This is a genomic window from Paenibacillus lautus NBRC 15380 (assembly GCF_004000945.1).
GTDB classification, from domain to species: Bacteria; Bacillota; Bacilli; order Paenibacillales; family Paenibacillaceae; genus Paenibacillus_AQ; species Paenibacillus_AQ lautus.
The window spans coordinates 122044-148949 of the sequence record NZ_BIMF01000002.1 but is presented as its reverse complement, the minus strand read 5'-3'; the positions used below and the strand labels follow the sequence as shown (position 1 = coordinate 148949).

The window sequence follows — 26906 nt, the reverse complement described above, 5'->3', positions numbered from 1 at the left end:
CATACGGTTCATGGACCGTCGATTTTCGTTCCAATTAGCACGAGGTCAAGATGATTCGTTCTGAGGGCGCCTGCCGGCTTGATTTGCAGAACAAGACCGTCACGGTCGAAACGGCAGGTAAGGATAAACATCTGCTGCTGTTCCAGCAGCTGAATGTGGATCAAGCAAGTCGACGAGTCTGCCCATACGGTACTACAGGCCGAGGGAAGGCCGAAAAAAGGATCGGGACCGACGTGCCAATCGTTCATGGAGCATAAAATCCTGGAACGTTCGGTTTCATGAACGAAGTCGAGCTCACAGTGTTGGTCACTAAACGTAACGCGACAAACCGTCCATCCCGGCTCGTTAGCTGCGAGGCGATAATGCTGACCAGAGACCTGCGTTGCTGCACTGGAGAAGGAGGTTCCCTCCGGCAGATGGAGCTTCAAGTCGCTTAGACGCTGCTGCATCTGCTGATAATCGGCATCATTAAAGGGACAGCACGCCTGCATGGAAGGAACCAGATGGGTCCACACGCTATCCAGGATCCCTTGGTGTTCATCCCGGTTCAGCATGGTGTTGGCCGTTGAGACGAAAACGGCGTCATGGTCCGGAATGACGAGAACGAATTGCCCGCCGGCGCCGAAAGCACAGTAGGCTTGACGCCTGGCCCGCCAGAATTGGTATCCGTACCCGCTTCGTCCTTCCAGCAGAATTCCGGCTCTGGAGTTATCAACCGCCTTGGACGTGCTTTGCTCAACCCAGCCTTCCGGTAGAATCCGGATCCCGTTCCACACTCCGTCCTGCAGATACAGCTGGCCGAATTTGGCCATATCCTCTGGAGTGCAATAGGCTCCGCTGCCGCCCAGGTTAATTCCGAGCGGACAGGTCTCCCATTCGATATCCTGCATCCCGAGGGGCTGGAACAAGCGTGTTTCGAGATAGTCATGCACGGTGGTCCCCGTGACCCTTTGGAGGATGGCACACAGCGTATGCGTCCCCGTTGTATCGTAGGAAAAGACGGTACCCGGAGGATGACTGGGAGGCGTATGAAGATATTCGAATACGATATCTCGGGCTTCCTTATTGGTGGATTTGCGGTGAACGGTTTGCATGCTCAGCAGATGCTGGATGGTCATGCTGGCTGTGTACGGGTGTACGGTCTGAGGCTGCTTATCCGGAAAAAAATGAATGACCTTGTCCTCCAGCGAGATCAGTCCTTCGCCAATGGCAATGCCGACGGCTGCTGAAGTCAGGCTCTTGCTGACAGAGAAAATCGGATGCCTTAAATCCTTGTGAAACGGGAAGTAATAGCCTTCGGCAGCCACTTTGCCCTGCCGAAGCAGCATAAAGCTGTGCAGGTTCATATTCCTTACCGCCATATTCTCCATAAAGCGGAGGATGGCGGAAGGAGGAATACCGACCTCCTCGGGACGAGATCGAGCCAGTGCAGTCATCATCATCAACCTTTCGTCAGCTTAGATGTACCAGGAGCGTAAGGCGGACACCAACCGTCTTGTCCGCTGAGTACTTGTTTGATCGTAAACGGTTTAGCCTCGGCCTCTGTCAGCTGCCTGGACCATGCAACCCGCAGGGAGGGGGCTGCGCCGGGGCCGCGGCTGCCGAATTCGGCATAACGGGATGTCCCCTCGCGGTCCGGTTGGTTCCAGTTATGCCATCCCAGCGGATGAACCGAGCCGTCCATTTCGCATCGGATGAACACCACATTGGCGTAAGCACGCCATGGCCGGCCGAGGTATACGTTCTCAACGCCGGGTGCTCCCGAGATATGGCAGTCCAGAAAGACATAGCCGAACTCCGCTTCCTCCGGCGTATTGGCTGCGGTTAGGTAACCGCAGGACCGCTTGCAGCGGATCAGGCACCGGTCGAATACGGCCGTTGCCGGCCCAAATATAAAATCGACATCTCCCTCGATAAAACATCCGGAAAAATAATGACGTCCGCCGGACGCATAGAGCGTATCCTGATCGCCTTCGAGCCTTACATGCTGAAAGGAGACGCGGTCGGCATCGATAAAGGCGGCGACAGCCTGGCCGGTTCCAGGGCCCGAATCATTACGGATGGTCAATTGTTCAGCGCTGAAATCGTCGGCGTAGACATACAAGCTTCCACTGCGAAAGGTGCCGAGGGGCTGTCCATCTTTCCCCAAGGTGTGGGCGTTATCCGAATAGGTAAGAACCGTTTCTTCCGCTCCTTCGCCGATCATGCGAATAGCTGGCTTCGATGAAGGGATGGTGATTTTCTCGCGGTACACACCCTTTTTGATTTCGAGGATGACAAGAGAATCGGTCTGCTCGGGAATCGAGTCAACTGCGGACTGTACCGTCGCGAAGTCGCCATGTCCGCTGGAATCTACTGTGATTTTCATCGATGAACACGCTCCTTTTATGAATTTTTCATCTATGTTATCGAATTGGAGGCTCCAATAAAAACGCCTCCGATGTTTAAATCGGATCATTTTTTGCTTTTTATGCCAGATTTGAAAATAGCAGCTTTTTCTGTTTGGTGCTTATTGAACAAACCTGGGGAAGTAGAGCATAAAATGCAAAATATGAGGGAGATATGGCATCAAATCCGGAATTTTTATGATTTCCGTTTCTTTATAATTAGGTTTGTGAATGAAACTTCCAAGGATATTGAGGTGAGGCGGTTTTGAAGGAAGAGAACAGATGGTCCGTCCTGACGGCGGATACCATTCTCAGTCAAGCGGACAGCGAGGGACTTCACCCGGAAATTGTCCGCCGGTGGGCGTATGTACCCGGGATGATGCTCATGGCAATCGCCCGCACAGGGGATTTCTATAACAAGGACGATTATTTTGAGTTCATGAAGCGGCATATGGATCTTTTTGTCCAAGCGGATGGGGACATTCGGGGATATCGCATCGAAGAATATAATCTGGACCAGATCAATCAGGGGAAAAATTTGTTTGCCCTAAGCGCCAGATTTCATGACTCCCGTTATGAAAAGGCTTCCCATACGCTGGCCGCCCAGCTGATCAGCCAGCCCAGAACGACGGACGGCGGTTTTTGGCACAAAAAAGTATACCCATTTCAGATGTGGCTGGATGGGCTCTATATGTCTTCGCCATTTCTGGCGCAGTATGCCAAAACCTACAACCGTTCTGAATTCTTCGACGAGGTAGCTCACCAGCTTCTGCTGGTGGAGCGTAGCACCCGGGATCCCAAAACGGGCCTTTTGTATCACGGATGGGATGAAGCCAAGGAACAGGTATGGGCTGACCCGGAAAGCGGCAGATCTTCCCATTTTTGGAGCCGGGCCTTAGGCTGGTATGCGATGGCGCTGGTGGACAGTCTCGAATTTTTTCCGGTAGATCATCCGAAGCGCGGTACAATTATAGGCATATTTGAACGCTTGAGCCGTGCGCTGGGACGTTGGCAGGAGGAAAAAAGCGGTCTGTGGTTCCAGGTGCTCGATCAAGGCTTCCGGGAAGGCAATTATCTTGAAACCTCCGGCTCCTCCATGTTTATTTATGCATTAGCCAAGGGTGTGCGGCTCCAATACCTGGAACAGCCTTCAAGATCCATTGCGGAGGGGGCTTATGAGGGTTTGGTTCAGAGGTTTGTCGAGGTCAACGATACCGGCGTGCATCTTCATTCCATGTGCCATGGAGCGGGGCTCAGTGACGAGCGCAACGGCTCGTACGAATATTACATCAGCGAGAAAGTGGTGTCGGACGCCCAGATCGGCGTAGCGCCTTTCATCCTTGCAAGTCTGGAAATGGAGCGGTTACTAGATTCGTGATAGGAGGAACCATACGATGCATTCATCGTCAACAAAGCAATCTCTGCAGAACAAACCATGGTTGTCGGATCAGGGGGACGGGACGTTTGTGAACCCGGTACTTCATGCGGATTATTCGGATCCGGATGTGATCCGGGCAGGGGAGGATTTCTATATGACGGCCTCCAGCTTCGGCCATCTGCCCGGATTGCCGATTCTGCATTCGAAGGATTTGATTAACTGGAAGCTCATCAATTATGTGCTGCCCCGGATGGATCTGCCGAGCTATGACGTCCCTCAGCATGGAAACGGAGTCTGGGCACCTGCCCTTCGGTTCCATGACGGCAAGTACTGGGTATTCTATGGCGACCCGGATGTCGGTATCTTTATGAGCACCACCGAGAACCCGGCAGGCAGCTGGACGCCTCGGCATCTGGTTCAAGAGGGGAAAGGCTTGATCGACCCGTGTCCGTTCTGGGACGATGACGGCCAAGCTTACCTGGTTCACGCGTTTGCCAAAAGCAGATGCGGCATCAAGCATCGATTAAGAATGTGCCGGATGTCCCCTGACGGAAAACGTCTGCTGGATGAAGGTCAGATCGTCTTCGACGGGACCGAGCGTCATCCGACGATGGAAGGGCCAAAGATCTATAAACGGAATGGTTATTATTATATTTTTGCTCCCGCAGGTGGAGTATCAACGGGGTGGCAGACCGTGCTTCGGTCTACCTCGGTCTTCGGCCCCTATGAGGACAAAATCGTACTGCATCAAGGCGATAGCCCGATTAACGGGCCGCATCAAGGTGGCTGGGTGGAGCTGGCATCGGGCGAATCCTGGTTTATGCATTTTCAAGACAAGGAGGCCTACGGACGAATAGTTCATCTACAGCCCATGAACTGGGTGGATGATTGGCCGCTGATGGGGACCGACACGAATGGAGACGGGATCGGCGAACCGGTTCTGCGTTATCCGAAGCCAAACGTCGGCAGGGAGCATATGATTCAGGCACCGGACGACTCGGACGAATTCGAAGGCGCTCCGCTTGGCCTTCAGTGGCAATGGCAGGCCAATCCGAATCCGGCCTGGTATGCATTCGAGAAGGAAAGCCATTTGCGATTATTTTCTTTCCAGGTACCGGAGAACCAGTCATCGCGCACGATTTACGATGCCCCTCACTTGCTGATGCAGAAATTTCCGGCGGAAGTATTTCATGCGGAAGCCAATCTGGACGGTACGGCACTAAAGCCCGGTGAGCGGGCGGGCCTGATCGTATTCGGACGAACATTCGCCTATGCGGCCGTTCACATGAAGGTTGACGGCTCCGGCATGGAGATCATCCAGGCCGAAGGGAACGACTTGGAGGAGAATGTCGTATGGTCTGGCGGATTGAATGAAGGGAAGGTAACGATTCGGGTGACCGTTCATTCTGGTGCCAAATGCCGTTTTTATTTTGCCGCTGCTGACGGTCCTTTCTTGCCGTGCAGGGATAAGGAGTTCGAAGCGGAAAAGGGGCACTGGGTTGGAGCCAAGGTCGGATTGTTCGCGGCTTGTGCAGAGGATCATGCAGACAGAGGGTATGCGGATATCGACTGGTTTAGGGTTGGAAAAGGAGAGATATAGAAAAACTGGCGGAGCTGCTCCAAGACAGGTGACAACTTTGGAACAGCCCCGATTCTATCCATGACGTTTGCGGTACTGAAGAGGGGTCGTGCCCGTGATTTTTTTGAAGGTTTTATTAAAGTGGGCAATATGCTCAAATCCGGCCTGTTCGGAGATGATTTGTACGGATTCCCGGCTGTTCACGAGCATTTTTTGGGCTTCGCGAATTCGCACCACCTGCAGGTATTCGCGAAAGTGAAAGCCTGTCAGCCTGGTGAACACCCTGCTGAGGTAGGAGGGGCTGATGTAAAACTGCTTGGAGACCTGCTCCAGCGTGAGCTTTTCATAAAAATTCGATTTGATATATTGGGCAATCTCCGAAATTTTCTGGTGCATCGGATGCTCGTATTCATGAGTCTGGGATTGAAGCGAGGTTTCAATCCGGTGGAGGCGGATGAGCAGCTCGTTCATCAGCGAGCGAACCAATGAGCTGTAGTGAGTCTGTTCCGTTTGGCATTCTGCGAGCATGGAGTGCAGCAGCCGTTCGATTTCCGGCTGATGCTTCAAGGGAATACGAACGAGTCTGGACGTCCCATGATCCAATAGCTTGGCGACGCCGGCATCCCCCTGTTTAATAAAGCTTCTGGAGAAGCCGATCAGCACCCGCTCGAAGGTCAGCTTATCGGAGCTTGCCGTTGAGTGGAGATCATGCGGGTTCACGATCATCATATCTCCTTTTTTGACGGTAAACACGTTATCGTCCATGAAGTACACTCGCTCACCGTTAAGCAGGTAATACAGCTCGAAGTAGGGATGCTCATGCGGACGGGGCATGCTGCTGGAACCGTTTCGCGACATGTATTGGATGGAGAAATCATGCTCTCCAATGTGGTACTTAGGCTGCAGCCGTTCATTCATTCCTCTCAAACTCCTTTAGCTTGGTTGGATAACTACCTGTAGTGATCGTAGAAGATTATATATCATGCCCGCAGCCGATCATCAAGGGTTCTGGCTGCAATCACTAACATTTATATAAGCGCTTACATCATCTTGTCAATGGATTACTACTTCTTTCCCAAATATGATCTAGGTACGTTTCGATGTCAACAAAAAAAGCAAAATTAGCATGGTAAATCAGCATGGTATGCTCAAGAAATGAGTATATTCATGGCCATATACTGGTATCGAAGTGATAACCAGCACGAAGAAGATCGGAGGACAGAATGCCATTAATTTCAGAAACCTTGATATGGTTTGACCAGCCGGCCCAGAACTGGAACGAGGCTTTACCGATTGGGAACGGAAGACTTGGCGGCATGGTGTTTGGATCCGTCGAACAGGAAAAAATCCAGTTTAATGAGGACTCGGTATGGCACGGAGGGCCGAGAGACCGCAACAATCCGGATGCGCTTCGGCATCTTCCGCTTATCCGCAAGCTGCTGTTCGAAGGGCGGCTGAAGGAAGCTCACCGGCTGTCGGAGACGGCTTTTTCCGGGACGCCGCGCAGTCAGAGGCCATATTTGACGGCAGGCGATTTCTGCATCCAAATCGATCATCCGCAAGGTGAGTTGTCCCATTATCGCAGGGAGCTTGATCTTGAGAAGGCGGTTGCCGTAACGAGATATCGGTACGGAGGCGTTACCTTTACCCGGGAGGTGTTTTGCAGCTATCCGGACGAGGTGATGGTCATCCGGCTGGAAGCCGATCGACCGGGTGCTCTGACATTGACATCGCGATTTGAGCGGCAGAAAGGAAAGCACATGGATGCTGCCCATCGGCATGGCACGGACACGGTGGTGATGACAAATGATTGCGGGGGAAAGGATGGGCTTACCTATACTGCCGCTGCAAAAGCAATTGCTGTCGGCGGAACGGTGCGTGTCATCGGTGAGCATATCCTGGTGGATCATGCCGACGAAGTCGTTTTCATCATTGCCGCAGCCAGCACATTTCGCGCGGACGATCCGAAGTTGCGCTGTTATGAGCTGCTGGAACATGCAGCGAAGCAGGGCTACGCCGCTTTGAAGAACCGTCATATTGCGGATTACCGGCGGTTGTTCGAGCGGGTAAAGCTGGAACTGGGAGCTCCTGCGGATCGGAAGAACCATTTGCGGACGACGGCACACCGACTTGAACGTGTCCAGGCGGGGGGGGAGGATGCCGGGTTGTATACCCTGTATTTTCACTTTGGCCGATATCTGCTTATCGCCTGCAGCCGCCCCGGGTCGCTCCCGGCCAATCTCCAGGGGATCTGGAATGATTCCATGGCTCCGCCCTGGGACAGCAAATTTACGATCAATATCAACACCCAGATGAATTACTGGCCGGCAGAAAGCTGCAATCTGCCCGAATGCCATGAACCGCTGTTTGATTTAATTGAACGCATGAGGGGTACCGGACGCGTCACGGCACGGAAAATGTACGGCTGCCGCGGATTCGTCGCCCACCATAACACCGATATTTGGGCCGACACCGCGCCACAGGACATCTATCCGCCTGCCACCCAATGGGTGATGGGCGCCGCATGGCTGACGCTTCATCTTTGGGAGCATTACAAATTCAATCCGAACCCGGTTTCCTTGAAAAGAGCTTATGAGACGATGAAGGAATCGGTACTCTTCTTTACCGACTTTCTGGTAGAAAGCCCTGAAGGATACCTCGTGACGAATCCATCCGTTTCGCCGGAGAACCGTTATCAGCTGCCGAATGGCGAATCCGGAACGCTCTGTTACGGACCGTCCATGGACACACAGATTCTGACGGAGCTGTTCAATGCCTGCATCGAGGCCAGCCTGGAGCTGGAAACCGATGAGAGCGCACGCCAGGAATGGGCGGCCATCAAGGATTGTCTGCCGGAAATGAAGGTAGGAAAGTACGGGCAGCTGCAGGAATGGCTGGAGGATTACGAAGAGGCCGACCCCGGGCACCGGCACATCTCCCACCTGTTCGGTCTTCATCCCGGAACGACCATCAGTCCGGATTCGACGCCGGATTTGGCAGAAGCCGCCCGGGTTACGCTTCGAAGGCGACTGGCTCATGGCGGGGGACATACCGGGTGGAGTCGGGCCTGGATTATTAACTTTTGGGCGCGGTTGTTGGACGGAGAACAGTCCTATGTTCATCTTAAGGAATTGCTGAGGCAATCGACGCTCCCAAATTTGTTCGATAATCACCCGCCGTTCCAAATCGACGGCAACTTTGGAGCTGCCGCGGGAATTGCAGAAATGCTGGTCCAAAGTCACCTGGATCATATTCGCCTTCTTCCGGCGCTGCCAGATGCGTGGCCAAAAGGGCGTGTACGAGGACTTCGAGCTAGAGGAGGCTTCGAGGTCGATATCGCTTGGAGGAACGGTAGTCTTACGGAAGCAGTCATCACTTCGGAAAGCGGGAAGAAGCTTCGTCTCTATGCGGAGCCATCCGTACGGGTCATGACCTCGGATGGAAGGGAGGTGCCAATGGAACGTCATGGCCATGTCATCGAAATAGCGACCGAAACAGGCGCAAGGTATTTCGTCCAGCCGATATAAATCGAATTTGCAATCTTACAATAACGGAGGTACACATGATCAAACAAACAGAAGAAGCGATATGCCCTGACTTGCCCGTGATCCCGGAGCATACGGTAACGATCACAGACTATGGCGCCGTTGGAGACGGCGTTTATGACAACACCCAAGCATTTCATCTAGCAATTGAAGCTTGCGCAAAGGCAGGAGGGGGGAAGGTGGTCATCCCTCCCGGGATCTGGCACACCGGTCCGTTAACCTTGCATAGCCGGATTGAGCTTCACGCCTCTGCTGGTGCGCTCGTTGTGTTCAGCAAGCAATTCGAGGCTTATCCGATCCGGATGTCCACGTATGAGGGCCGGCAGATGTTTCGCTGCCAGTCTCCGCTCGATGGCGAAGGGCTGGAGGATATCGCGATCACCGGCAGCGGTATTTTTGACGGAAGCGGTGAAGCCTGGAGGCCCGTTAAGCAAGGGAAGCTAACGAAAAGCCAGTGGGATCGCTTAATTCGATCCGGCGGCGTCGTGGATGACGAGGGACTGTGGTGGCCTACGCCGGCTGCTCGGGACGGGCAAGAGAGCTTGGCACGGATCGAACAGACAGGCAGCCAGAACCCTCATGATTATGAGCCTGTCCGAGACTACCTGAGACCCAATCTGCTGAGCTTGAGAAACTGCAAGCGGATCCTGCTCAGCGGTCCCACCTTTCAAAATTCCGCAGCCTGGTGCCTGCATCCTTGGGCATCGGAGCAGATCACCATTCAAAACATTATCGTCCGCAATCCGTGGTATGCCCAGAACGGGGACGGTCTGGACATCGATTCGTGCAAAGACGTAACCGTAGAAAACAGCTCGTTTGATGTAGGAGACGACGCGATCTGTTTGAAGTCCGGCAAAAATGAAGCCGGGCGTCTGCTGGCAAAGCCGAGCGAGCGGATCAGCATCCGGAACTGCACCGTTTATCACGGCCACGGCGGCATCGTGGTCGGCAGTGAAATGTCCGGAGGTATCAAGGATGTGTACGTATCCGATTGCACTTTTATCGGCACCGATATCGGCATTCGGTTTAAAAGCTGCCGCGGGCGCGGCGGCGTAGTCGAGAACATCTTGATTGAACGGATCCGGATGCGGGATATCGACGGGGATGCGATCTCCTTCAATTTATATTACGAAGGGAAAGCCGGCTCCGGCGAGTACCAAGATGAAGCAATGCTCCCCGTTACCGAGGAAACCCCCGTATTCCGGAATATGGTCATTCAGGATATCGTCTGCAGCGGCGCGCAGACTGCGCTGCTCATCAACGGCCTGCCGGAAATGCCGGTGGAGAACCTGACAGTGAAGCGGTTCGCCATCACAAGTCGGGAAGGCATTGTTTGCCGAAATGGGCAAAACCTGAGCCTTCAGGACATGGTCCTTCACATTCAGGAGAATGCGCTGCTTCTCCTTCACCAAAGCCGGAACGTTCAGGTGGCGAATGTCAGTGGAACAGGAGGCACGCAGGATGACCGCTTGTTGGCGGTGACCGGGGAACGGTCCCGGCAAATCGAATGTTCGGGGCTGCATGCCGATAAGACTAAGCAGATTATGATTTCTTCTGAAGTGGAACCCGGGGAGGTCGTGATCAAGTAGCTTTCGGATTCATTAAGGCTTAGAAAGGGGGTGATCGAATTATATCCGTTGTAAGCATCTCAAAATGATAAGGAGGTACGCAATTGAAAGCAGGAAAACGGTTGAAGCAAATGCTTGTCCTCACGATGCTGTTTACCGGTTGTTCCGGAGGAGCCGCTTATGCCGAGGAGAGTCCTGAATCCGTAGTCCCGGCAACTTCCCTGCAAACGCCTGCATTCCCAGGGGCCGAAGGCGGTGGGAAGTTTACGACCGGCGGCCGGGGCGGCGACGTGTATGAGGTAACGACGCTGGCCGATTCCGGTCCGGGCTCGCTTCGTGACGCGGTCAGCGCCGGAAACCGGACCGTCGTATTTAAAGTCGGCGGCGTGATCCAGCTGAAATCTCCGCTTAAGATTCTCGGAGACAACCTGACACTTGCAGGTCAAACGGCACCGGGCGATGGGATTACGGTCATCGGGTATCCAACGTCTTTTGATGGAAACAACCTGATCATCCGTTACATGCGATTCCGGCTGGGCGATATGAATGAAACGGAAGCAGACTCTTTTGGGGGACGGTACAAGAAAGACATTATCATTGACCACTCCTCGTTCACCTGGTCCGTCGACGAAGTGTTCAGCCCTTACGGCAACGAAAATGTCACCGTGCAGTGGTCGATCATTGCAGACGCCATGCATATTAGCAGACACGTCAAAGGCAGACACGGCTACGGCGGGATATGGGGCGGAAAGAACACCAGCTTCCATCATAACTTGATCGCTCACAATTCCAGCCGTAACCCAGCGTTTGACAGCACGGCCGGCAATTCTCATGATTTCCGCAATAACGTTGTATACAACTGGGGTTTCTTTGCTTCGTACGGAGGCAAAGGCGCGGTTACCAATATCATCAACAATTATTACAAGCCCGGCCCGGAAACGGAAGTCGTTCGGTTTATGAATGCGGAGAGCACCGGAAGCTACTATATCGATGGCAACGTCATGGACGGGTATCCGGAATATACGCAGGATAACTGGTCCGGCGTTCATCTATATCCGAATTACGTGAAGCTGGAAACTCCCGCTTCCTTTGCCAATCCATTGCCGACCGAATCCGCCGAGGAGGCTTATGCAGCGGTCATGCAAAGCGTCGGAGCCACCCTGCCGAAACGAGATGCCGTTGACGCCAGAATCATCCAGGATGTGATCAACCGAACCGGCATGCATATTAACTCCCAGAATGAGGTAGGCGGATATCCGCTCGTGGAGCCAGTTGTTTCCACAAGAGAAGATGACGACCATGATGGAATGCCGAATGATTGGGAGATCGCCCACGGGCTGAACCCGATAGATCCGAGCGACCGCAATTTGACCAATAATGAAGGATTTACGAATCTGGAGCTGTATCTGAATTCCATTACAGGCAACGGATCAGCCAATCCCTTTGCAGTCATTACCGCCCCGGCGAACAACACGGTGGTCAAAGCCGGATCGAACGTGACGATTGAAGCTTCCGTTTCAGATGAAGACGGAAGCGTATCGAAGGTCGAGTTTTACCGGAACGGGGAGAAGGTTGGAGAGGACGACAGCATGCCGTTCCGCTATGAATGGACGGACGCTGCGGACGGTACTCATTATTGGGCCACGAAAGCGATCGACGATACGGGTACGATGGCGTTCTCGACGAGCGTGGTCGTTCATGCAAACACCGAAGGGAGCATCAAGCCTTGGAAGTCGGTCGATGTCGGCAGTTCGGGTATTCCGGGACATACACAGCTCGGCGACGTGCCTGGCGAAGTGACCGTCAAGTCCGCAGGAGATATCGGCGGCACAAAGGACGTCTTTCATTTTGCATATCAGAAGGTAAAGGGAGATGCTGAAATTGTTGCCCGGATTGAAAGCATGACCCCCACGAATGAGGAAGCGGAAGCCGGCATCATGTTCCGCGAGAGCCTGAACGAGGCTGCTCCCTTCGTTTCCCTTGTCGTCCCTTATATTCGCACGGGAAAAAGAGGCGTGACCCTTAGTCGCGCTGAGGAGGGTGGAGAGGTTGCGAGGATTCAGCCGGAGCAGGAATTTCAGCTGCCTTACTGGATCAAGCTTGTCCGCAAGGATAACCAATTCACATCGCTGATTTCTCAAGATGGAATCAGTTGGACAGCGGTTGGAAACATCCAAGTCGTTTTGCCAAAGCAAGTTTATGTCGGGCTTGTGGCGGATGCGGCTAAAGTTAACAATGAAACATGGAATTACAATACATCCACATTTTCCAATGTGAATGTATCAGCGAAATCTGGTAAAGGTCCGAAAACCGTGTATGATGTGAACGATGACGAAAAAGCCGAAGAAGGGGAACCCGGGCAGCTTTGAGAACGAAGTTCGGGCATAGCACGGCAAGGATCTGTCGGTCATGGCGTCGGACATCCTGCCGCGGCATGCCGAAGCTTTAAGGGTGCCTAATTTACGGTTCTTCAAAACAGGGATGATTTCATCCCTGTTTGTTGTTGTCCTGGCTCCCGTAGTCCTTTCGATACTATCGTTCACATAGTGTTACATTTCAGTATGACTGCAATCACATATGCGGGGATGGGAGTTTCATATACTTGAGTTGTAAGAGTGAAAAAGTTCACAAACACGTATTTAGTTTAGGGAGGTTTGAATATGAGTTCATTCACGCTTCAGAGCCAAGTATCCGATATTGTAACATCCATCCCGCAAACCGCGGATTTATTTCGATCCCTCCGCATCGATTTCTGTTGCGGTGGCCAGGTGCCTTTGGAAGAGGCGGCCAAGCAGCGTTCTTTGGATCCAGCCGCCGTTCTGGAGGAAGTTCGGTCCGTGGAGAGCAAGTTTGCCAATTACCAGGAAAGCCGTCCTGCTTCACTGAAGGAATCCGAACTGATTGATCACATCCAACAAAAACATCATGCCTTCCTGCGTGATGAATTACCGGCATTAACGCCATATGTCACGAAATTGGCCCGTGTGCATGGAGAGCATCACCCCGAGCTTCTTCGGGTGCAGGAGCTCTTCTCGGAATTGAAAAAGGAGCTGTTGGAGCATACGAAGGACGAGGACGAGTTTGTATTCCCGCTCATTTTGAAGTTTGTAGCAGACCCCAGCCACCAAGCGGCAGCAGAGCTTAAGCCGCATGTGTCCGAACTGGAACATGAACATGCTCATGCCGGCAGCTTGCTGCAGGAGCTGCGGGACGTAACATCCGATTTCGAGCTTCCGGCTGATGCCTGCGGTACGTATCGGCTGGTCTTTCAACGGTTAGCCATGCTGGAAAAGGATACCTTCGAGCATATCCATCTGGAAAACAACATATTGTTTGAGCGGTTGCGCCAAGCGGTATATCTATGATTAATACCCCTTCTTCACTAGGTGAGGAAGGGGTATTTCATTGCCATGCTCTGATAGGGAGGAGAGGTCAAAGAAAATTCACTTAACAATTACCTGTATTTAGTCGATAATTATATAGATCAGTTGGAATTATTCGACACAGGAGGGTTCATATGGATTACTCGAAATTAGGAAAGCAATTCATAGGCGGGCAATGGCGAGACGGCAAGAGTGGTAAAACGCTACCGGACATCAATCCATATAATGATGAGGTCATTACCGCATTTCAAATCGCGAGCGTTACAGACATAGATGATGCATATCAAGCTGCCTATAAAGCTAAGCTGGAATGGGACAAGGTTAATCCTTACCATAAACGCGACATCCTTGAAAATGCTGTTAAATATATTGAATCGCATGAGGAAGACATTACGTCTATTATTGTTCAGGAGCTGGGCGGAACGCGTCTGAAGGCTGCATTCGAGATCGGTCTTGTGAAAAATATGATTAAGGAAGCGGCTACGTTCCCCCTTAGAATGGAGGGAAAGATTTTACCTTCAACCGAGGATGGCAAGGAGAACCGCCTGTATCGGATCCCGGCTGGCGTGGTTGGGGTTATCAGTCCGTTTAACTTCCCTTTCTTCTTGTCCATGAAGTCCGTCGCCCCTGCATTGGGTGCCGGTAACGGCGTCGTGCTGAAGCCGCATGAGGATTCGCCGATTACGGGAGGAACCCTGATCGGCAAGATTTTCGAAGAAGCGGGTGTACCGAAGGGCTTGTTGAATGTTGTGGTGACAGAGATTAAGGAGATTGGCGATGCATTCGTTGAGCATCCGATTCCAAGAATCATTTCTTTCACGGGTTCGACCAAGGTCGGAAGCCATATTGGCCAGCTGGCCGTCAAGCACTTTAAAAAGCCGCTGCTGGAGCTCGGCGGGAACAGCGCGTTCATTATCCTGGAAGATGCTGATATCGATTACGCGGTACAAGCGGCAACGTTCAGCAGATTTACGCATCAAGGCCAGATCTGTATGTCTGCCAATCGGATTCTTGTACAGAAATCGATCTATCAGGAGTTTGTAGATCAATACAAAGAGAAGGTTTCTACCTTGACAACAGGTGATCCGAGCGATCCGCAGACCATTATCGGGCCCGTCATCAACCATCGGCAGGCAGAAACACTGGAAAAGCTGATTGAGAAGGGCATCGAGCAAGGTGCAGTTGCACTGGTGCGAGGTAATATCACCGGCAGAATGGTGGAGCCTACCGTACTCGTCAATGTCAAACCGGATATGGAGGTAGCACAAGAGGAGTTGTTCGGCCCGGTTGTGTGTATTATCCCGTTCGAAACGGAAGAGGAAGGAATCGCAATCGCCAACGACACACGTTTTGGGCTCAGCGGGGCTATTCACACCTCCAATCTTGAACGTGGTGTTGAAATGGCGAAGAAGGTCCATACAGGCATGATCCATGTCAATGATGTCACGATTAACGACGAGCCGATTGTAGCATTTGGCGGAGAGAAGCAGTCGGGGTTGGGTCGTCTGAATGGGCAATGGAGCCTGGATGAATTTACGACCATGAAATGGATATCGGTTCATTACGGACAAAGGAAATTCCCGTATTAAGGGTTGGGGGAGATAGGCATGAATAATGTGACTGAAGAGCAAACACAGCATGAGCTGATCCGTGCTTTTGTAAAGGTAGCTCCATTGCTGAAAAGTCTTACGAATGATGACATCACGATTGGCATTTATGATACGGAGAAGCTTATCATCAACATTCCGGGAAGAACCTTTTCGCTGAATGTCAAGCCTGGGGACCCGCTAGTGGAGGGGGATATCGTAACCGATGCCATCCGCAATAATAAAGCTTTATCGGCTGTCGTTCCGAAAGAGCTGTTTGGATTTCCGCTAGCTGCACGCGCGATTCCGCTGCATGACGAACAGGGCAGGGTTATCGGCGGTGTAGGCATGGGGACAAGTCTTGAAAAAGCGAATGCGCTGTTTGAGATGGCCGAGAGTTTTTCCGCAATTGTCGAACAGACCACCGCGTCCATTGAAGATATCAGCCAATCGATTGCTCACCTGACCGAACGTGTAACTGACGTAACGAACCAAATGACGGATGTCAGCTCCAGCGCGCAGCAGATTGGAAAGATTTCCAGCGTTGTTAAGGAGATTTCGGATCAGAGCAATATGTTAGGTCTTAATGCTTCGATCGAAGCGGCAAGAGCTGGGGAAGTAGGAAGGGGTTTCTCGGTCGTTGCCGATGAGATTCGGAAGCTGGCGACAAGCTCCAAAGAGAACGTGGATCAGATAAATGGCATTACAAAGAATATTCAGGAATTTTTGCAGCGGTTAAATCATGCTTTTTCCGATATCCATACCCTAACCGATACCCAGTCAAGGGCGATTCAGGAATTCTCGGCAACGATCCATGAGATTAGTATCAAAGCAGAGGAGCTAGCGCAGGTTGCTGAAGAAAGCCTGTATGCCAAAGAAAACAAGCAATAGAAAATCAGAATCTCCTCTTATTCTTTAACTTTATATACAGGCGCCAATAAAGCAGAAAAGCAGAAATACATCGATGATGTATTTCTGCTTTTTGTTTGGTACACGATATCTTCTTTTTGACCAAAGGACATGAGCAATTCACGCAAATCTATGATGATCCGGTTCATTATCTAATGTTGATATGATTTTCAAGCCAATCGAGAGGGTGTTTTCGCTTCGGTGCTTGGTTTATCATCAGGTAAGGGGTGGTTTTGAAAGCGGAAACATGTGGCGAAGCAATGCTCCGTATGGATCCTAGGAAGCTATTTGAAGAAAGGTGTAGTGAAGAGGATGACAAAGACAAGCAAAACCGTATTGTTTCAAGGTGACTCCATAACGGATGGGAATTGGGGGCGCGACAACGACCTTAACCATATCCATGGCCATGGCTATGTGTATCTGATAGCCGCAGAGCTGGGATTTGAACTAGCGGAATACCGACCTCAGTTCATAAATAGAGGGATCAGCGGCAATCGTGTCTCGGATTTGTACGCGCGTTGGAATGAAGATGCGATTAGTCTGCGACCTGACCTGATCAGTATGTTGGTTGGAGTTAACGACGCAGGTCGGATCATCGAAGGCTCGCCAAGCGGTGCTACCGATAGGTTCGAAAAAGCATATCGGAACATACTGGAGGAAACGAAAGAAGTGCTTCCACAGACGGGCCTGGTTTTATGTGAGCCATTCGTGCTGAAAACGGGCGCCACTGTGCAAAATTGGGACAAATGGCGTCAACGGTTGGAGGAATATAGCCTAATTGTCCGGCAATTGGCTCAAGAATTTGAAACGCTGTTTGTCCCTCTGCAAGAAGCGTTTGATCATGCGGCAAAACGAGCAGGCGCCGAATATTGGATATGGGATGGCATTCATCCCACGACAGCCGGGCATCGATTGATATCACGTGAATGGCTGAGGGTCGTTCAGAATAGCCCATTGGCTATACGATGATGCAGGTACACACGATCATGCTTAGCTCATGCGTTTTCAGATGAGGATTTACAATTAAACCGCTGATTCGAAACGGAATCCAGTGGTTTTTTTGTTATTTAAAAACATGGAGATAAATGTTGACTATTTCAAAATGCCATGCTATATTCATTTCAGTCTAAATCGTAAAAATTACGATTAAAGTTCTGGTCAAGCCAGCCAACTCAAAATAATTTGGATTAGAGGGAGTTTTGATGAAGCAGAAGATCAATTTTGTGAAATGTAATCCGACGCAAAATATGACGATTCTAATTAACACCATGCTTCCGTCCGATGAACATATACGCATTGCTTCTAAAATTATGTCATATGACAACGTTTATGCTGAACAAGTTGGTTTCATTGAGCCATCCATGAACCAGGAAGCTGACGCGTTACTGCAAATGGCGGGAGGTGAATTTTGCGGTAACGCCTGCATGGCCTTGGCGGCATACCTGGCTGAGCTGCAGGAGATGGAGCGTCATGAAACAACCGTATTTCGATTAGAGGTTTCAGGAGCCGAGCAATTAGTGGCATGCCGCATAACAAAAAACAGGGAGGATTATCGCTGCCGGGTCAACATGCCTCTCCCGGTGAAAATGGATCAAACGGTTCTTCAGGAAGGGGGAGCCCCTGCTAACGCGGTTGCCGTCCGGTATAGCGACTTTATTCATTTCGTGATTGAAGTGGAACACATCGATGCAAATATGAAGAACCAAATGTTATGCTTGGCCAAGCGCATCGGATCATTTCTAGAAACAAGCATGCTTGGGATTCTGTTATACAACGCCAGTTCAAGTCAGCTAACAACGCTTATATACGTCCCGAAGTTGAATAGTGCGGTGTGGGAAAGAGGGTGTGGCTCCGGTACGGCTTCCATAGGCGCTTACCTAGCCTGGAAGAATAGGCGCAATATCGAAGCTCATATCCATCAACCCGGCGGGACGATGCTTGTAAAGGCACTGTATGACCAGGAGCAACTGACCCAACTGGAAATCGAAGGTTCTGTTGGAATCGTAGCACAAGGCACAGCTTTTATTGATATGGATTTTAACCTGTCTGTGGGAGAGGGTATTCATGAAATTAGCAACGTTTGAGCAATCCTTACGTGATTACTTAACTAGGTTTGAGTACTTCGCTGACCGATTCGATTATTCTCATCGGCACCGAACCGAGCTGGAACGTCTAATTGACCACTACTCGGCGTTTATAACAGATGAAACGAACATCAAAATATGGGATGAACTGGAGCAACAGGGGATCGGCCGAATTAGCGGTCTGATCGATGGACTAAGAAAAAATTCGGCGCGCTGCGTCGCGATCCTGGAGAAATATCGTGCGCTGAAATTGCAGAAGGGAGATACGGAGATCACCGATTATTTCAGAAATATCGAGGAATGCATCGAGAAAGAGTTTGGAAGTTTCCTGATCACTTCGAAATCGAGAGTATTGCTGGTTGGCTCTGGCTCTTTCCCGATGACGGCACTATTGATCGCAAAGCGTACAGGAGCTCTAGTAGTCGGGATCGACATTGATGTTGAGGCAATTGAGCTTGGTGAGAAGGTTGTAGAGAAATTGGGCCCGGGGTTGAAGATCCGATTGGAAAAGACATCGGTTGAATTCCTTGATGATTTGAGAGAGATCACCCACATCATTTTTAGCTCGACGGTGGCTGATAAGTACGCGTTGTTGGAACAGTTATATCCATTGACGAATGAACAGGTTGTTGTCGCCATGAGGTATGGAAACCGATTGAAGTCTTTATTCAATTATCCCATGAAAGAGACGGATGATCGTAAATGGGAATTAGTGGATAACCTACTACGCCGAGACGATATATTTGACATTGCTTTATATAAAAAAATCATAGCTTAGCTAACGGTAACCGAAGTGAGGTGTCTAATGAGAGAGATGAAGCATGTCCTGTTGTTGGGAACAGGCCCTGCAGCCTTGCAGCTGGCAGTAACTCTTAAAAAGGAATTCTATTGTCGCCTGGGGATCGCCGGACGTGAATCGGTCCGGTCTGCTGAGTTCTTCGACTCGCTTGCGGCAAATGATCAAAAGGTTCTCGCAAGCATCCAAAATGAAAAGCATCGTCCCATGGAAGGCGAGTGTCGCATTGACGATGTGTTTCGGGGGTTTGAAACCATTGAAGGTGAATGGGACACTTTATTTTTGGCGGTGACCACCGACGCTTATATGGAAGTCATGCGACAGATTCACCATAACGTTCTACGTAAGGTCAAATGTTTCGTACTGATATCACCGACTTTCGGTTCCAACAGCTTAATATCCGGTTATATTCGAAGCTTGAATCCGAATGCGGAAGTCATTAGTTTTTCTACATATTATGGAGACACAAGGTGGATGGGTGGCCGAGTTTCTAATCATGTCATCACCGCGGGGGTCAAGAAAAAGGTTTATATCGGCTCGACACGGGGGCGCTCCGGTCTTGTCGACAGTCTCTGCGGTCTGTATGAGCAATTGGATATAACTCTGGAAGTCATGAAGACGCCGCTGGAAGCAGAGGCGAGAAATATTTCGTTATATGTTCATCCTGCTTTGTTCATGAATGACTTCTCATTAAACGCCATTTTTGATGAGTCGAGTTCGCGCAAGTACGTCTACAAGCTTTTCCCTGAAGGCCCGATTACGCAAGATCTGATCCGCAATATGTTATCCCAGTGGAAAGAGATGATGAACATCTTAGACCAATTAGGGATGACGGGCATCAATTTGCTAAAGTTCATGACGGATGATAACTATCCGGTGAGAATAGAGTGCTTATCGCGCCAGGATATCGATCGCTTTGAGCAATTACAAACGATTCATCAGGAGTATTTATTGTATATACGTTACGCCTCATTGTTAATTGATCCTTTTTCTCAGCCGGATCCAGATGGAAAGTACTTTGATTTTTCGGCAGTTCCGATCAGGAGTATGTTTATCAATCAGGAAGGCTGCCTGGATATCCCGAGAATGCCCAAGGAGGATTATTATCGGATCAAGATCATACAAGGTATAGCCAGATTCTTAAAGGTGGATTGTCCGACGATTGATCGGTTCATACAAACGTATGAAGACAAAATCGTAAATGTATCACTTGCTCACAAGGACCGGTTGTTATCCAATGCATTCACGGTTCAGAGCTTCAAGCATGATCTGGAGCTGATATGCACGGAATTATCAAACCGATGAACGAAACAATAAACAAGTGGGTAGCAGGAGGAAAACCGTGAACAGAAAAAGTGTCAAGCTATGGATGTTTATGATCTCGATCGCGCTTCTGGCAGGGTGCGTGGAGACAAATCAGGGAAGTAAGGCCGAATCGGCAATCCAGAATGAACTCATCTATGCAACAGCAAAAGATATTCATGATATGAATCCTCATTTATACACCGGATCCATGCCGGCTCAGGGTATGGTATATGAATCGCTGGTGGAGAACACAAAAGAAGGGGTCAAGCCTTTGCTGGCGGAGTCCTGGGACATTTCGGAAGATGGGAAAACCTATACCTTTCATTTGAGGAAAGACGTGAAGTTTCATGACGGGGAACCGTTCAATGCCGAGGCTGTCAAACTGAATTTCGACGCCGTGCAGCACAATGCCGAAAAACACGCCTGGATTAAGCTGTCCACCAAAATCAAGAGCGTGAAGGTAGTGGATGCACACACCGTCCAATTGGTTTTAAGCGAAGCTTATTACCCTGCACTGGTCGAACTGTCCATGACGCGGCCGTATGTATTCCTCTCACCCAAGGATTTCATTCAAGGGGAAACGAAGGATGGCGTTAACGGACACCATGGTACGGGTCCTTACCAGTTTACGGAACATAAAATCGATGAGTACGCTACCTTTACCGCCAACGAGGAGTATTGGGGAGGTCCGCCAAAAATCAAAAAAATTACGGCCAAGGTACTGCCTGCAGGGGAGACGACATTTTTGGCTATGCAGAAAGGGGAGGTGAATTTTGTATTCACTGATGATCGGGGGGCCGACAGCATCGATGTGCAAGCGATGAATCGCCTGGTTGAATCCGGAGCATACCAGCTGGTTCGCAGCGAAGCCATGAATACAAAAATGATTGTGGCCAACAGCAGCCAATCGGATAGTCCGGTAAGCGAAACCGCCGTGCGTGAAGCGATCTGGCATGCGATCGATCGCGAAACGATCAGCAAGGACATATTCGAGGGGAGCGAGGCGGAAGCGAATCAACTGTTCTCGTCCAACGTGAACTATGCGGATGTCCAATTGAAGGAACGCGGATATGACCCGGGAAGGGCTGAGCAACTTCTGGAGCAGGCCGGATGGGGAAAGGGCAGCGATGGCGAGACCAGGATCAAAGCCGGGAAGAAGCTGGCCATGAACTTATACTATGACAGTAATTCATCTTCGCAAAAAACGCAGGCGGAATTCATCCAAAATGCGGTAAAAGGGATCGGAATCAAGCTGGATATCATCGGCGAAGAGTCGAGTTCCATCGCGAATCGAAGATCCACAGGGGATTATGAGCTGTTGTTTAATCAAACCTGGGGATTGGCGTATGACCCGCAGAGCACCATCTCTGCCTTCACGTCCGAGGCTTCTTATCTACATACAACCAAAGGGATCGCGGAAGCGGATCATCTATATGAACATATTCAGGAGGTTATGGTATCCAAGGACGAGGAGACCCGCAAGTCGTTATACGCTGACATCATGACAATGGTTCACGATGAAGCGGTGTTTATCCCGATTTCAAGCGGAAGCGTCACGGTTCTAGCACCCAAGGATTTAAAAGGCATTACATTCAAACAAACCCAGTTTGAGCTGCCCTTTGAGTTAATGCATTTTGAATAGGTGGGCGAACTCAATATTGGATAAGGAGTCATTATGGGAAGTTATGTAGTTAAACGGTTATTGTTGTCCGTTCCGATTCTGCTCATTATTTCGTTTTTGACTTTTCTGTTAATCAATCTGTCCCCCATGGATCCTGCTGAAGTGGTGCTCCGCGCCCAGGAGGTTCCGGAAATCACGGAAGAGCTGATCGCCCAGACGCGTGAAGAGCTTGGGATGAATCAGCCATTCTTGAAACAGTATGCGGATTGGGTAATGGCCTGCCTTCGATTGGACTTTGGAGAATCCTACGTGACGGGACAGACGGTTTGGTCTTTGATCAGCCCGGCATTTCTCAATACCTTAAAGCTGACCCTGGTTTCGTCTATTATTATTATCGTCATGTCCATTATCTTGGGGGTTGCTTGTGCATTAAACGAGGGAAGAATATGGGATCGATCGGTGAGGGGCGTTTCCTTCTTTCTGACAGCGATGCCTTCCTACTGGCTTGCGTCGATTATGATCTGGTATTTTTCCGTCCGATTGGACTTGCTGCCGACCAGCGGAATGGATTCGTATCGAAGCTATATCCTTCCCGTGACGGTCATATCGGTGAGTTATGTCGGCATTTACTTCAGAAACGTAAGAAGCTCGATGCTGAACCACTTACATGAAGACTATGTTGTATACGGGAGAGCCTGCGGTTTGCCCGAGAAGAAGATTACCATGCGCATCCTGAGGAATTCGCTTCAAGTTGCCGTATCCATATTTTGCATGGCTATCCCCATTATTCTAGGCAGCACCGTCGTTATCGAAAATGTGTTTGCATGGCCGGGACTTGGGCGGCTGAGCGTTAAATCCATTCTGAGCAGGGACTTTCCGGTCATCCAGGCGTATGTTCTTATTTTGGCGGTAGCCTTTGTACTATTTAACACCTTGTCGGACATGATCAATGCTGCGTTGAATCCGAAACTAAGGAAGGAAATCTGATGAACGTACTTAAAAGTCTAAGCAGAGACAAGCTGGCGAGCCTGTCACTGGTCATCATTGCCGCCATCGTAATCGTCGGCCTGTTCGCCCCTATATTTGCGCCGCACGATCCGAATCAAGTCGATATGAAGCTGCGTTATGCCGGGTCTTCCTGGTCGCATTGGTTCGGTAACGATCATCTGGGAAGATGCATCTTATCCCGGCTGATTTATGGCATCCGTCCCAGTATTTTATGGGTTCTGGCAGCTTTGTTGGCGTCGGTAGGAGTTGGAGGGATCGTTGGTTTCATCGCAGGTTACTTCAGAGGAAAAACAGACGCAATCCTGATGCGAATTTGCGATATCATGCTTTCATTTCCCGGGTATGTCATGACACTTGCGGTTGTTGGCATTCTGGGCGCAGGCCTTGAGAACATCCTGATTGCCTTTGTCGCGATGAAATGGGCGTGGTTTGCCCGCGTCATCCGAACGTCGGTCCTGCAGTACGCGGAAATGGATTACGTGAAATTTTCAAAAGCAGCCGGTATCAGCAATCGAAGGATCATTCTGAAGCATATCGTTCCCGTGACATTTTCGGATATTGCCGTCATTGCAAGCGGTTCGATGTGTTCCATGATTCTGCAGATCTCCGGATTATCATTCTTAGGGCTGGGCATCAAGGCTCCCAACGCCGAGTGGGGCATGATGCTGAATGAAGCGAGAGAGGTGATGTTCTCACGCCCCGAGCTCATGTTAGCACCCGGCTTGGCAATCGTGATTGCCGTATCGGCTTTTAATTTTCTGGCGGATGGGCTTCAAGTCGCGCTTGATCCCAAACGGATGAACTCCGGTAAACAGCCGCGAACAACAGAGGTGGAGAAACCGACTTATGAATATGCTAGAGGTTAATCATCTGAGGGTATGGGATGCGAACGAGGGAAAAGAGATTATCCATGACAGCTCCTTTCAATTGAAGGCGGGAACCTGCCTGGCAATTGTGGGGGAAAGCGGGAGCGGAAAATCCCTGACATGCAGGTCGATCATAAGGCTGCATAAACCCTGGATTCGACAATCCGGGGAGATTATCTTCAAGGGAGAACATTTGAATCAGCTGTCAGAAAGGGACATGAGGAAAAGAAGGGGAAAGCAGATTGGCATGATCATGCAGAACGGCATGGGAGCATTCGATCCCACCAGCGTCGTCGGCATTCATTTCCAAGAGACGTTGAAGGCACATTTCGGCTGGAGCAAGAGCGAGGCTGAAGTCAACATGAAAAAAGCCATGGAGAGCGTTATGCTTCCCCATCCTATGGAGATCATGAATAAGTATCCTCACCAGCTATCAGGCGGCATGCTGCAGCGTTTGATGATCGCGCTCACGCTTGTGCTGGAACCCGATATCGTAATCGCCGACGAACCGACGACCGCACTGGATACGATCTCGCAATACGAGGTCGTGGAACAATTCATCCAGCTTCGCGAAAGGATGGGAGGCTCCATGATCTTTGTTTCGCATGACTTGGGTGTCGTGAAGAAAATCGCCGATGAAGTCTTGGTTATGAGAAGCGGTGTTATTGTAGAAAGCGGGAGTATTAAATCGGTATTTACGGAACCCCGGCATGCTTATACGCAATACTTGGTTTCTACGCGCCTAGAGCTCAGCAGCCATTTCAATAAGATCATGAACGGGGGAACGTAACGTGCTGAAAGTCGAGAACGTCCATAAATCCTACCGGGTAGGCGGCTTGTTTTCGGGGAAAAGGCAACGCATTTTGGAGGATGTAAGCTTTGAATGCGGAAGCGGGGAATGCCTCGGCATCATCGGTGAAAGCGGAAGCGGAAAATCAACCCTTGGACGACTGATCTTGGGAATAGAAAAACCGGACCTTGGACACGTCTTATTTGAAGGGAACCATGTCATGAATCGCCAAGTACGATTTGGCAATATAAGTGCCGTATTTCAGGATTATACTTCGTCTATCAACCCGTTCTTTACGGTGGAAGAAGCGATCATGGAGCCTTTAACGGCGCAGGGGTCATTGAATAATGACCATAGGGCCAAAATCGATCTGCTGCTGAATCAGGTCGGGTTGGACGCTTCCTATAGAACGAAATATGCTCATGAGCTGTCCGGTGGTGAGGCCCAGCGAGTCTGCATTGCCAGGGCAATTGCCACAGAACCCAAGTGCATCGTACTCGACGAGGCGATCAGCTCTTTGGACGTGTCCGTCCAGATACAAGTCCTTCGATTATTGAAGGAGCTTAAAGACATTTATAAGATGAGTTACATCTTCATCACGCATGATATACAAGCTGCTGCTTATCTATGCGACAGGGTTCTGATTTTCAAAAGCGGCAGGGTCGAGGAAACGGTTCGGATGGAGCAATTAAAGCACGTCCAGTCGGATTATGCCAAAAAATTAATGGAGCATTTGATTACGTTTTAAGGATCAGTCGCTAGCAGGAGGAGAGAAATAGTGAGTGGAGCAATGTCTTGGCCATTTTTGCGTTTATATATGCTGGCGCTGCTTTATTTCAGTGCGAATGCCTTACTCAATGTATTAATCCCGCTGCAAGGAGCCGCTTGGGGAGCCAGCAGCTCTACCATCGGTCTCGTCATGGGAGCTTACATGTTTACGACGATGTTCTTTCGGCCCTGGGCCGGACATTTGATTCAAAAGCATGGTCCAGTCAAGGTGCTGCGCCTGATCCTTTTGGTCAATGGCGCTGCCTTAATTCTGTACACATGTACAGGGTTAGGCGGATATCTGATTGCTCGAATACTGCAAGGCATATCAACGGCTTTTTTTTCGATGGCACTCCAAATCGGCATCATCGATGCGCTGCCCGAAAAGGAACGTTCGCAAGGAATCTCGTTTTATTCCTTGTTTTCGTATATTCCCGGCGTCATCGGTCCCGTTCTTGCATTAGGCCTCTGGCAGACCGGGGGTATGGATTCATTCACCGTCATCTTCGTAGCTATCGCCATTTGTACCGGTGTATTCGGATATAGCGTCAAGATGGATAAAGAAACGGTTCCATCGGAGCAATCGGCAAACCGTTCAGGCATGTTTCACTCCTTCGGACAAATCGTAAAGAATCCGTTTCTGTTCAAATGCAGTGTCTTAATGCTATCCGCATCGATCGTATTCGGAGCCGTAACAACGTTTATGCCATTATACGGATCGCAGCTAAGCAGCGGCAGTGCCGGCATTTATTTGATGCTTCAGGCTGCTGTCGTTGTCGCTTCCCGGTTTCTTCTAAGAAAAAGAATCCCGTCGGATGGCAAATGGCATTCGTTTTTTATCATGGGAACCATGCTTCTGCTAACCCTCGCCGCAGTATGCATTAGCATTTCTTCAGAGCAGGGAGCGGTTCTTCTATACACCGGCGCGATTCTTATGGGCATTGCGCAGGCGCTCCTATATCCGGCGTTAACTACTTATTTGTCCTTTGTACTGCCACCATCTAACCGCAATGTGTTGATCGGACTGTTTATTGCGATGGCTGACCTTGGGGTATCCATGGGCGGGGTCGTGATGGGACCGATCGCCGATTATTATTCATACTCCGTCATGTATATGATTTGCGCTGCATTAAGCATGGTTATGGTTGTTGTTGCGTACGAGCGAAGAGGAAGCTTGGCTGCTTCGAACCAAAACCATGTCAGGGAGAGTGAAGGGGATGCTTAGCTGTTCAGGCATGTTCAAGGCTGACGGTGGGTGCCTGTGATTGAAACTTCAGTCAAAGCCCGCCGGAAGGTTTTATAAAATCTCTGCTCGTTGGTTGAGCAGAGATTT

At 50.3% G+C, this 26906-nt stretch carries 21 protein-coding genes; 18 read left to right on the top strand and 3 right to left on the bottom strand.

Annotated features, from left to right (window positions below; genetic code table 11):
• Positions 1-8: 8 nt before the first annotated feature.
• Both PLA01S_RS04135 and PLA01S_RS04130 read right to left on the bottom strand, forming a co-directional pair.
• Positions 9-1439 (bottom strand): serine hydrolase domain-containing protein, encoded by a 1431-nt coding sequence (locus tag PLA01S_RS04135; RefSeq protein WP_246059315.1) that lies wholly within the window; start codon positions 1437-1439, stop codon positions 9-11.
• A 2-nt stretch (positions 1440-1441) separates the two neighbouring features.
• Complete coding sequence (locus tag PLA01S_RS04130; RefSeq protein ID WP_127590214.1) at positions 1442-2368, bottom strand: pectinesterase family protein; 927 nt, start codon at positions 2366-2368, stop codon at positions 1442-1444.
• A gap of 284 nt (positions 2369-2652) precedes the next feature.
• Between PLA01S_RS04130 and PLA01S_RS04125 the strand changes: the two genes are divergently transcribed.
• Positions 2653-3765, top strand: coding sequence for a glycoside hydrolase family 88/105 protein (locus tag PLA01S_RS04125; protein WP_127590213.1), 1113 nt, complete (start codon positions 2653-2655; stop codon positions 3763-3765).
• Positions 3766-3781: 16 nt separating this feature from the next.
• The gene (locus tag PLA01S_RS04120; RefSeq protein WP_127590212.1) at positions 3782-5365 is read left to right on the top strand and encodes a glycoside hydrolase family 43 protein; all 1584 of its coding nucleotides are present in this window, start codon (positions 3782-3784) and stop codon (positions 5363-5365) included.
• Between the two features lie 54 nt (positions 5366-5419).
• Here the strand turns inward: PLA01S_RS04120 and PLA01S_RS04115 are convergent, their stop codons facing one another.
• Complete coding sequence (locus PLA01S_RS04115; protein ID WP_127590211.1) at positions 5420-6262, bottom strand: helix-turn-helix transcriptional regulator; 843 nt, start codon at positions 6260-6262, stop codon at positions 5420-5422.
• A gap of 305 nt (positions 6263-6567) precedes the next feature.
• On the opposite strand from PLA01S_RS04115, the gene PLA01S_RS04110 reads away from it, so the two are divergent.
• From PLA01S_RS04110 to cntE, 16 genes are all read left to right on the top strand, one after another.
• Entirely contained in the window at positions 6568-8871 is a 2304-nt protein-coding gene (locus PLA01S_RS04110) for a glycoside hydrolase family 95 protein (protein WP_127590210.1), read from the top strand.
• Positions 8872-8906: 35 nt separating this feature from the next.
• Positions 8907-10478 (top strand): glycoside hydrolase family 28 protein, encoded by a 1572-nt coding sequence (locus PLA01S_RS04105; RefSeq protein ID WP_127590209.1) that lies wholly within the window; start codon positions 8907-8909, stop codon positions 10476-10478.
• 83 nt (positions 10479-10561) lie between these two features.
• Positions 10562-12826, top strand: coding sequence for an Ig-like domain-containing protein (locus tag PLA01S_RS04100; protein WP_127590208.1), 2265 nt, complete (start codon positions 10562-10564; stop codon positions 12824-12826).
• 291 nt (positions 12827-13117) lie between these two features.
• A complete protein-coding gene (gene ric / locus PLA01S_RS04095; RefSeq protein WP_127590207.1) occupies positions 13118-13822 on the top strand; it encodes an iron-sulfur cluster repair di-iron protein in 705 nt (234 codons plus the stop codon).
• A gap of 152 nt (positions 13823-13974) precedes the next feature.
• The gene (gene yfmT, locus PLA01S_RS04090) at positions 13975-15429 is read left to right on the top strand and encodes a benzaldehyde dehydrogenase (RefSeq protein WP_127590206.1); all 1455 of its coding nucleotides are present in this window, start codon (positions 13975-13977) and stop codon (positions 15427-15429) included.
• A gap of 18 nt (positions 15430-15447) precedes the next feature.
• Positions 15448-16317, top strand: a complete 870-nt coding sequence (locus tag PLA01S_RS04085) for a methyl-accepting chemotaxis protein (RefSeq protein WP_127590205.1) — start codon at positions 15448-15450, stop codon at positions 16315-16317.
• A gap of 330 nt (positions 16318-16647) precedes the next feature.
• Positions 16648-17304, top strand: coding sequence for an SGNH/GDSL hydrolase family protein (locus PLA01S_RS04080; RefSeq protein WP_127590204.1), 657 nt, complete (start codon positions 16648-16650; stop codon positions 17302-17304).
• A gap of 233 nt (positions 17305-17537) precedes the next feature.
• A complete protein-coding gene (locus tag PLA01S_RS04075; protein ID WP_127590203.1) occupies positions 17538-18419 on the top strand; it encodes a histidine racemase CntK family protein in 882 nt (293 codons plus the stop codon).
• On the top strand, positions 18400-19197 hold the full coding sequence (locus PLA01S_RS04070) for a class I SAM-dependent methyltransferase (protein WP_127590202.1): 798 nt from the start codon (positions 18400-18402) through the stop codon (positions 19195-19197). The genes PLA01S_RS04075 and PLA01S_RS04070 overlap by 20 nt, the downstream gene beginning before the upstream one ends.
• Positions 19198-19224: 27 nt before the next feature.
• Positions 19225-20520, top strand: coding sequence for an opine metallophore biosynthesis dehydrogenase (locus tag PLA01S_RS04065; RefSeq protein WP_127590201.1), 1296 nt, complete (start codon positions 19225-19227; stop codon positions 20518-20520).
• Between the two features lie 37 nt (positions 20521-20557).
• A complete protein-coding gene (cntA, locus tag PLA01S_RS04060) occupies positions 20558-22162 on the top strand; it encodes a staphylopine-dependent metal ABC transporter substrate-binding lipoprotein (RefSeq protein WP_272868131.1) in 1605 nt (534 codons plus the stop codon).
• A 33-nt stretch (positions 22163-22195) separates the two neighbouring features.
• A complete protein-coding gene (gene opp1B, locus PLA01S_RS04055; protein ID WP_127590200.1) occupies positions 22196-23128 on the top strand; it encodes a nickel/cobalt ABC transporter permease in 933 nt (310 codons plus the stop codon).
• Entirely contained in the window at positions 23128-24015 is an 888-nt protein-coding gene (gene cntC / locus PLA01S_RS04050; protein WP_127590199.1) for a staphylopine uptake ABC transporter permease subunit CntC, read from the top strand. The genes opp1B and cntC overlap by 1 nt, the downstream gene beginning before the upstream one ends.
• Complete coding sequence (gene cntD, locus PLA01S_RS04045) at positions 23996-24805, top strand: staphylopine uptake ABC transporter ATP-binding protein CntD (protein ID WP_127590198.1); 810 nt, start codon at positions 23996-23998, stop codon at positions 24803-24805. The genes cntC and cntD overlap by 20 nt, the downstream gene beginning before the upstream one ends.
• Before the next feature lies 1 nt (position 24806).
• Complete coding sequence (locus PLA01S_RS04040) at positions 24807-25553, top strand: ABC transporter ATP-binding protein (protein WP_127590197.1); 747 nt, start codon at positions 24807-24809, stop codon at positions 25551-25553.
• Between the two features lie 30 nt (positions 25554-25583).
• Positions 25584-26798, top strand: coding sequence for a staphylopine family metallophore export MFS transporter CntE (gene cntE, locus PLA01S_RS04035; RefSeq protein ID WP_127590196.1), 1215 nt, complete (start codon positions 25584-25586; stop codon positions 26796-26798).
• The last annotated feature ends 108 nt before the right edge of the window (positions 26799-26906 follow it).

Excerpts from the sequence above, each read along its gene's own strand:
- PLA01S_RS04135 (WP_246059315.1), bottom strand. The coding sequence starts at position 1,439 with ATGATGACTGCACTGGCTCGATCTCGTCCCGAGGAGGTCGGTATTCCT.
- PLA01S_RS04130 (WP_127590214.1), bottom strand. The coding sequence starts at position 2,368 with ATGAAAATCACAGTAGATTCCAGCGGACATGGCGACTTCGCGACGGTA.
- PLA01S_RS04120 (WP_127590212.1), top strand. The coding sequence starts at position 3,782 with ATGCATTCATCGTCAACAAAGCAATCTCTGCAGAACAAACCATGGTTG.
- PLA01S_RS04115 (WP_127590211.1), bottom strand. The coding sequence starts at position 6,262 with ATGAATGAACGGCTGCAGCCTAAGTACCACATTGGAGAGCATGATTTC.
- PLA01S_RS04110 (WP_127590210.1), top strand. The coding sequence starts at position 6,568 with ATGCCATTAATTTCAGAAACCTTGATATGGTTTGACCAGCCGGCCCAG.
- PLA01S_RS04105 (WP_127590209.1), top strand. The coding sequence starts at position 8,907 with ATGATCAAACAAACAGAAGAAGCGATATGCCCTGACTTGCCCGTGATC.
- ric (WP_127590207.1), top strand. The coding sequence starts at position 13,118 with ATGAGTTCATTCACGCTTCAGAGCCAAGTATCCGATATTGTAACATCC.
- yfmT (WP_127590206.1), top strand. The coding sequence starts at position 13,975 with ATGGATTACTCGAAATTAGGAAAGCAATTCATAGGCGGGCAATGGCGA.
- PLA01S_RS04085 (WP_127590205.1), top strand. The coding sequence starts at position 15,448 with ATGAATAATGTGACTGAAGAGCAAACACAGCATGAGCTGATCCGTGCT.
- PLA01S_RS04080 (WP_127590204.1), top strand. The coding sequence starts at position 16,648 with ATGACAAAGACAAGCAAAACCGTATTGTTTCAAGGTGACTCCATAACG.
- PLA01S_RS04075 (WP_127590203.1), top strand. The coding sequence starts at position 17,538 with ATGAAGCAGAAGATCAATTTTGTGAAATGTAATCCGACGCAAAATATG.
- PLA01S_RS04070 (WP_127590202.1), top strand. The coding sequence starts at position 18,400 with ATGAAATTAGCAACGTTTGAGCAATCCTTACGTGATTACTTAACTAGG.
- PLA01S_RS04065 (WP_127590201.1), top strand. The coding sequence starts at position 19,225 with ATGAGAGAGATGAAGCATGTCCTGTTGTTGGGAACAGGCCCTGCAGCC.
- opp1B (WP_127590200.1), top strand. The coding sequence starts at position 22,196 with ATGGGAAGTTATGTAGTTAAACGGTTATTGTTGTCCGTTCCGATTCTG.
- cntC (WP_127590199.1), top strand. The coding sequence starts at position 23,128 with ATGAACGTACTTAAAAGTCTAAGCAGAGACAAGCTGGCGAGCCTGTCA.
- cntD (WP_127590198.1), top strand. The coding sequence starts at position 23,996 with ATGAATATGCTAGAGGTTAATCATCTGAGGGTATGGGATGCGAACGAG.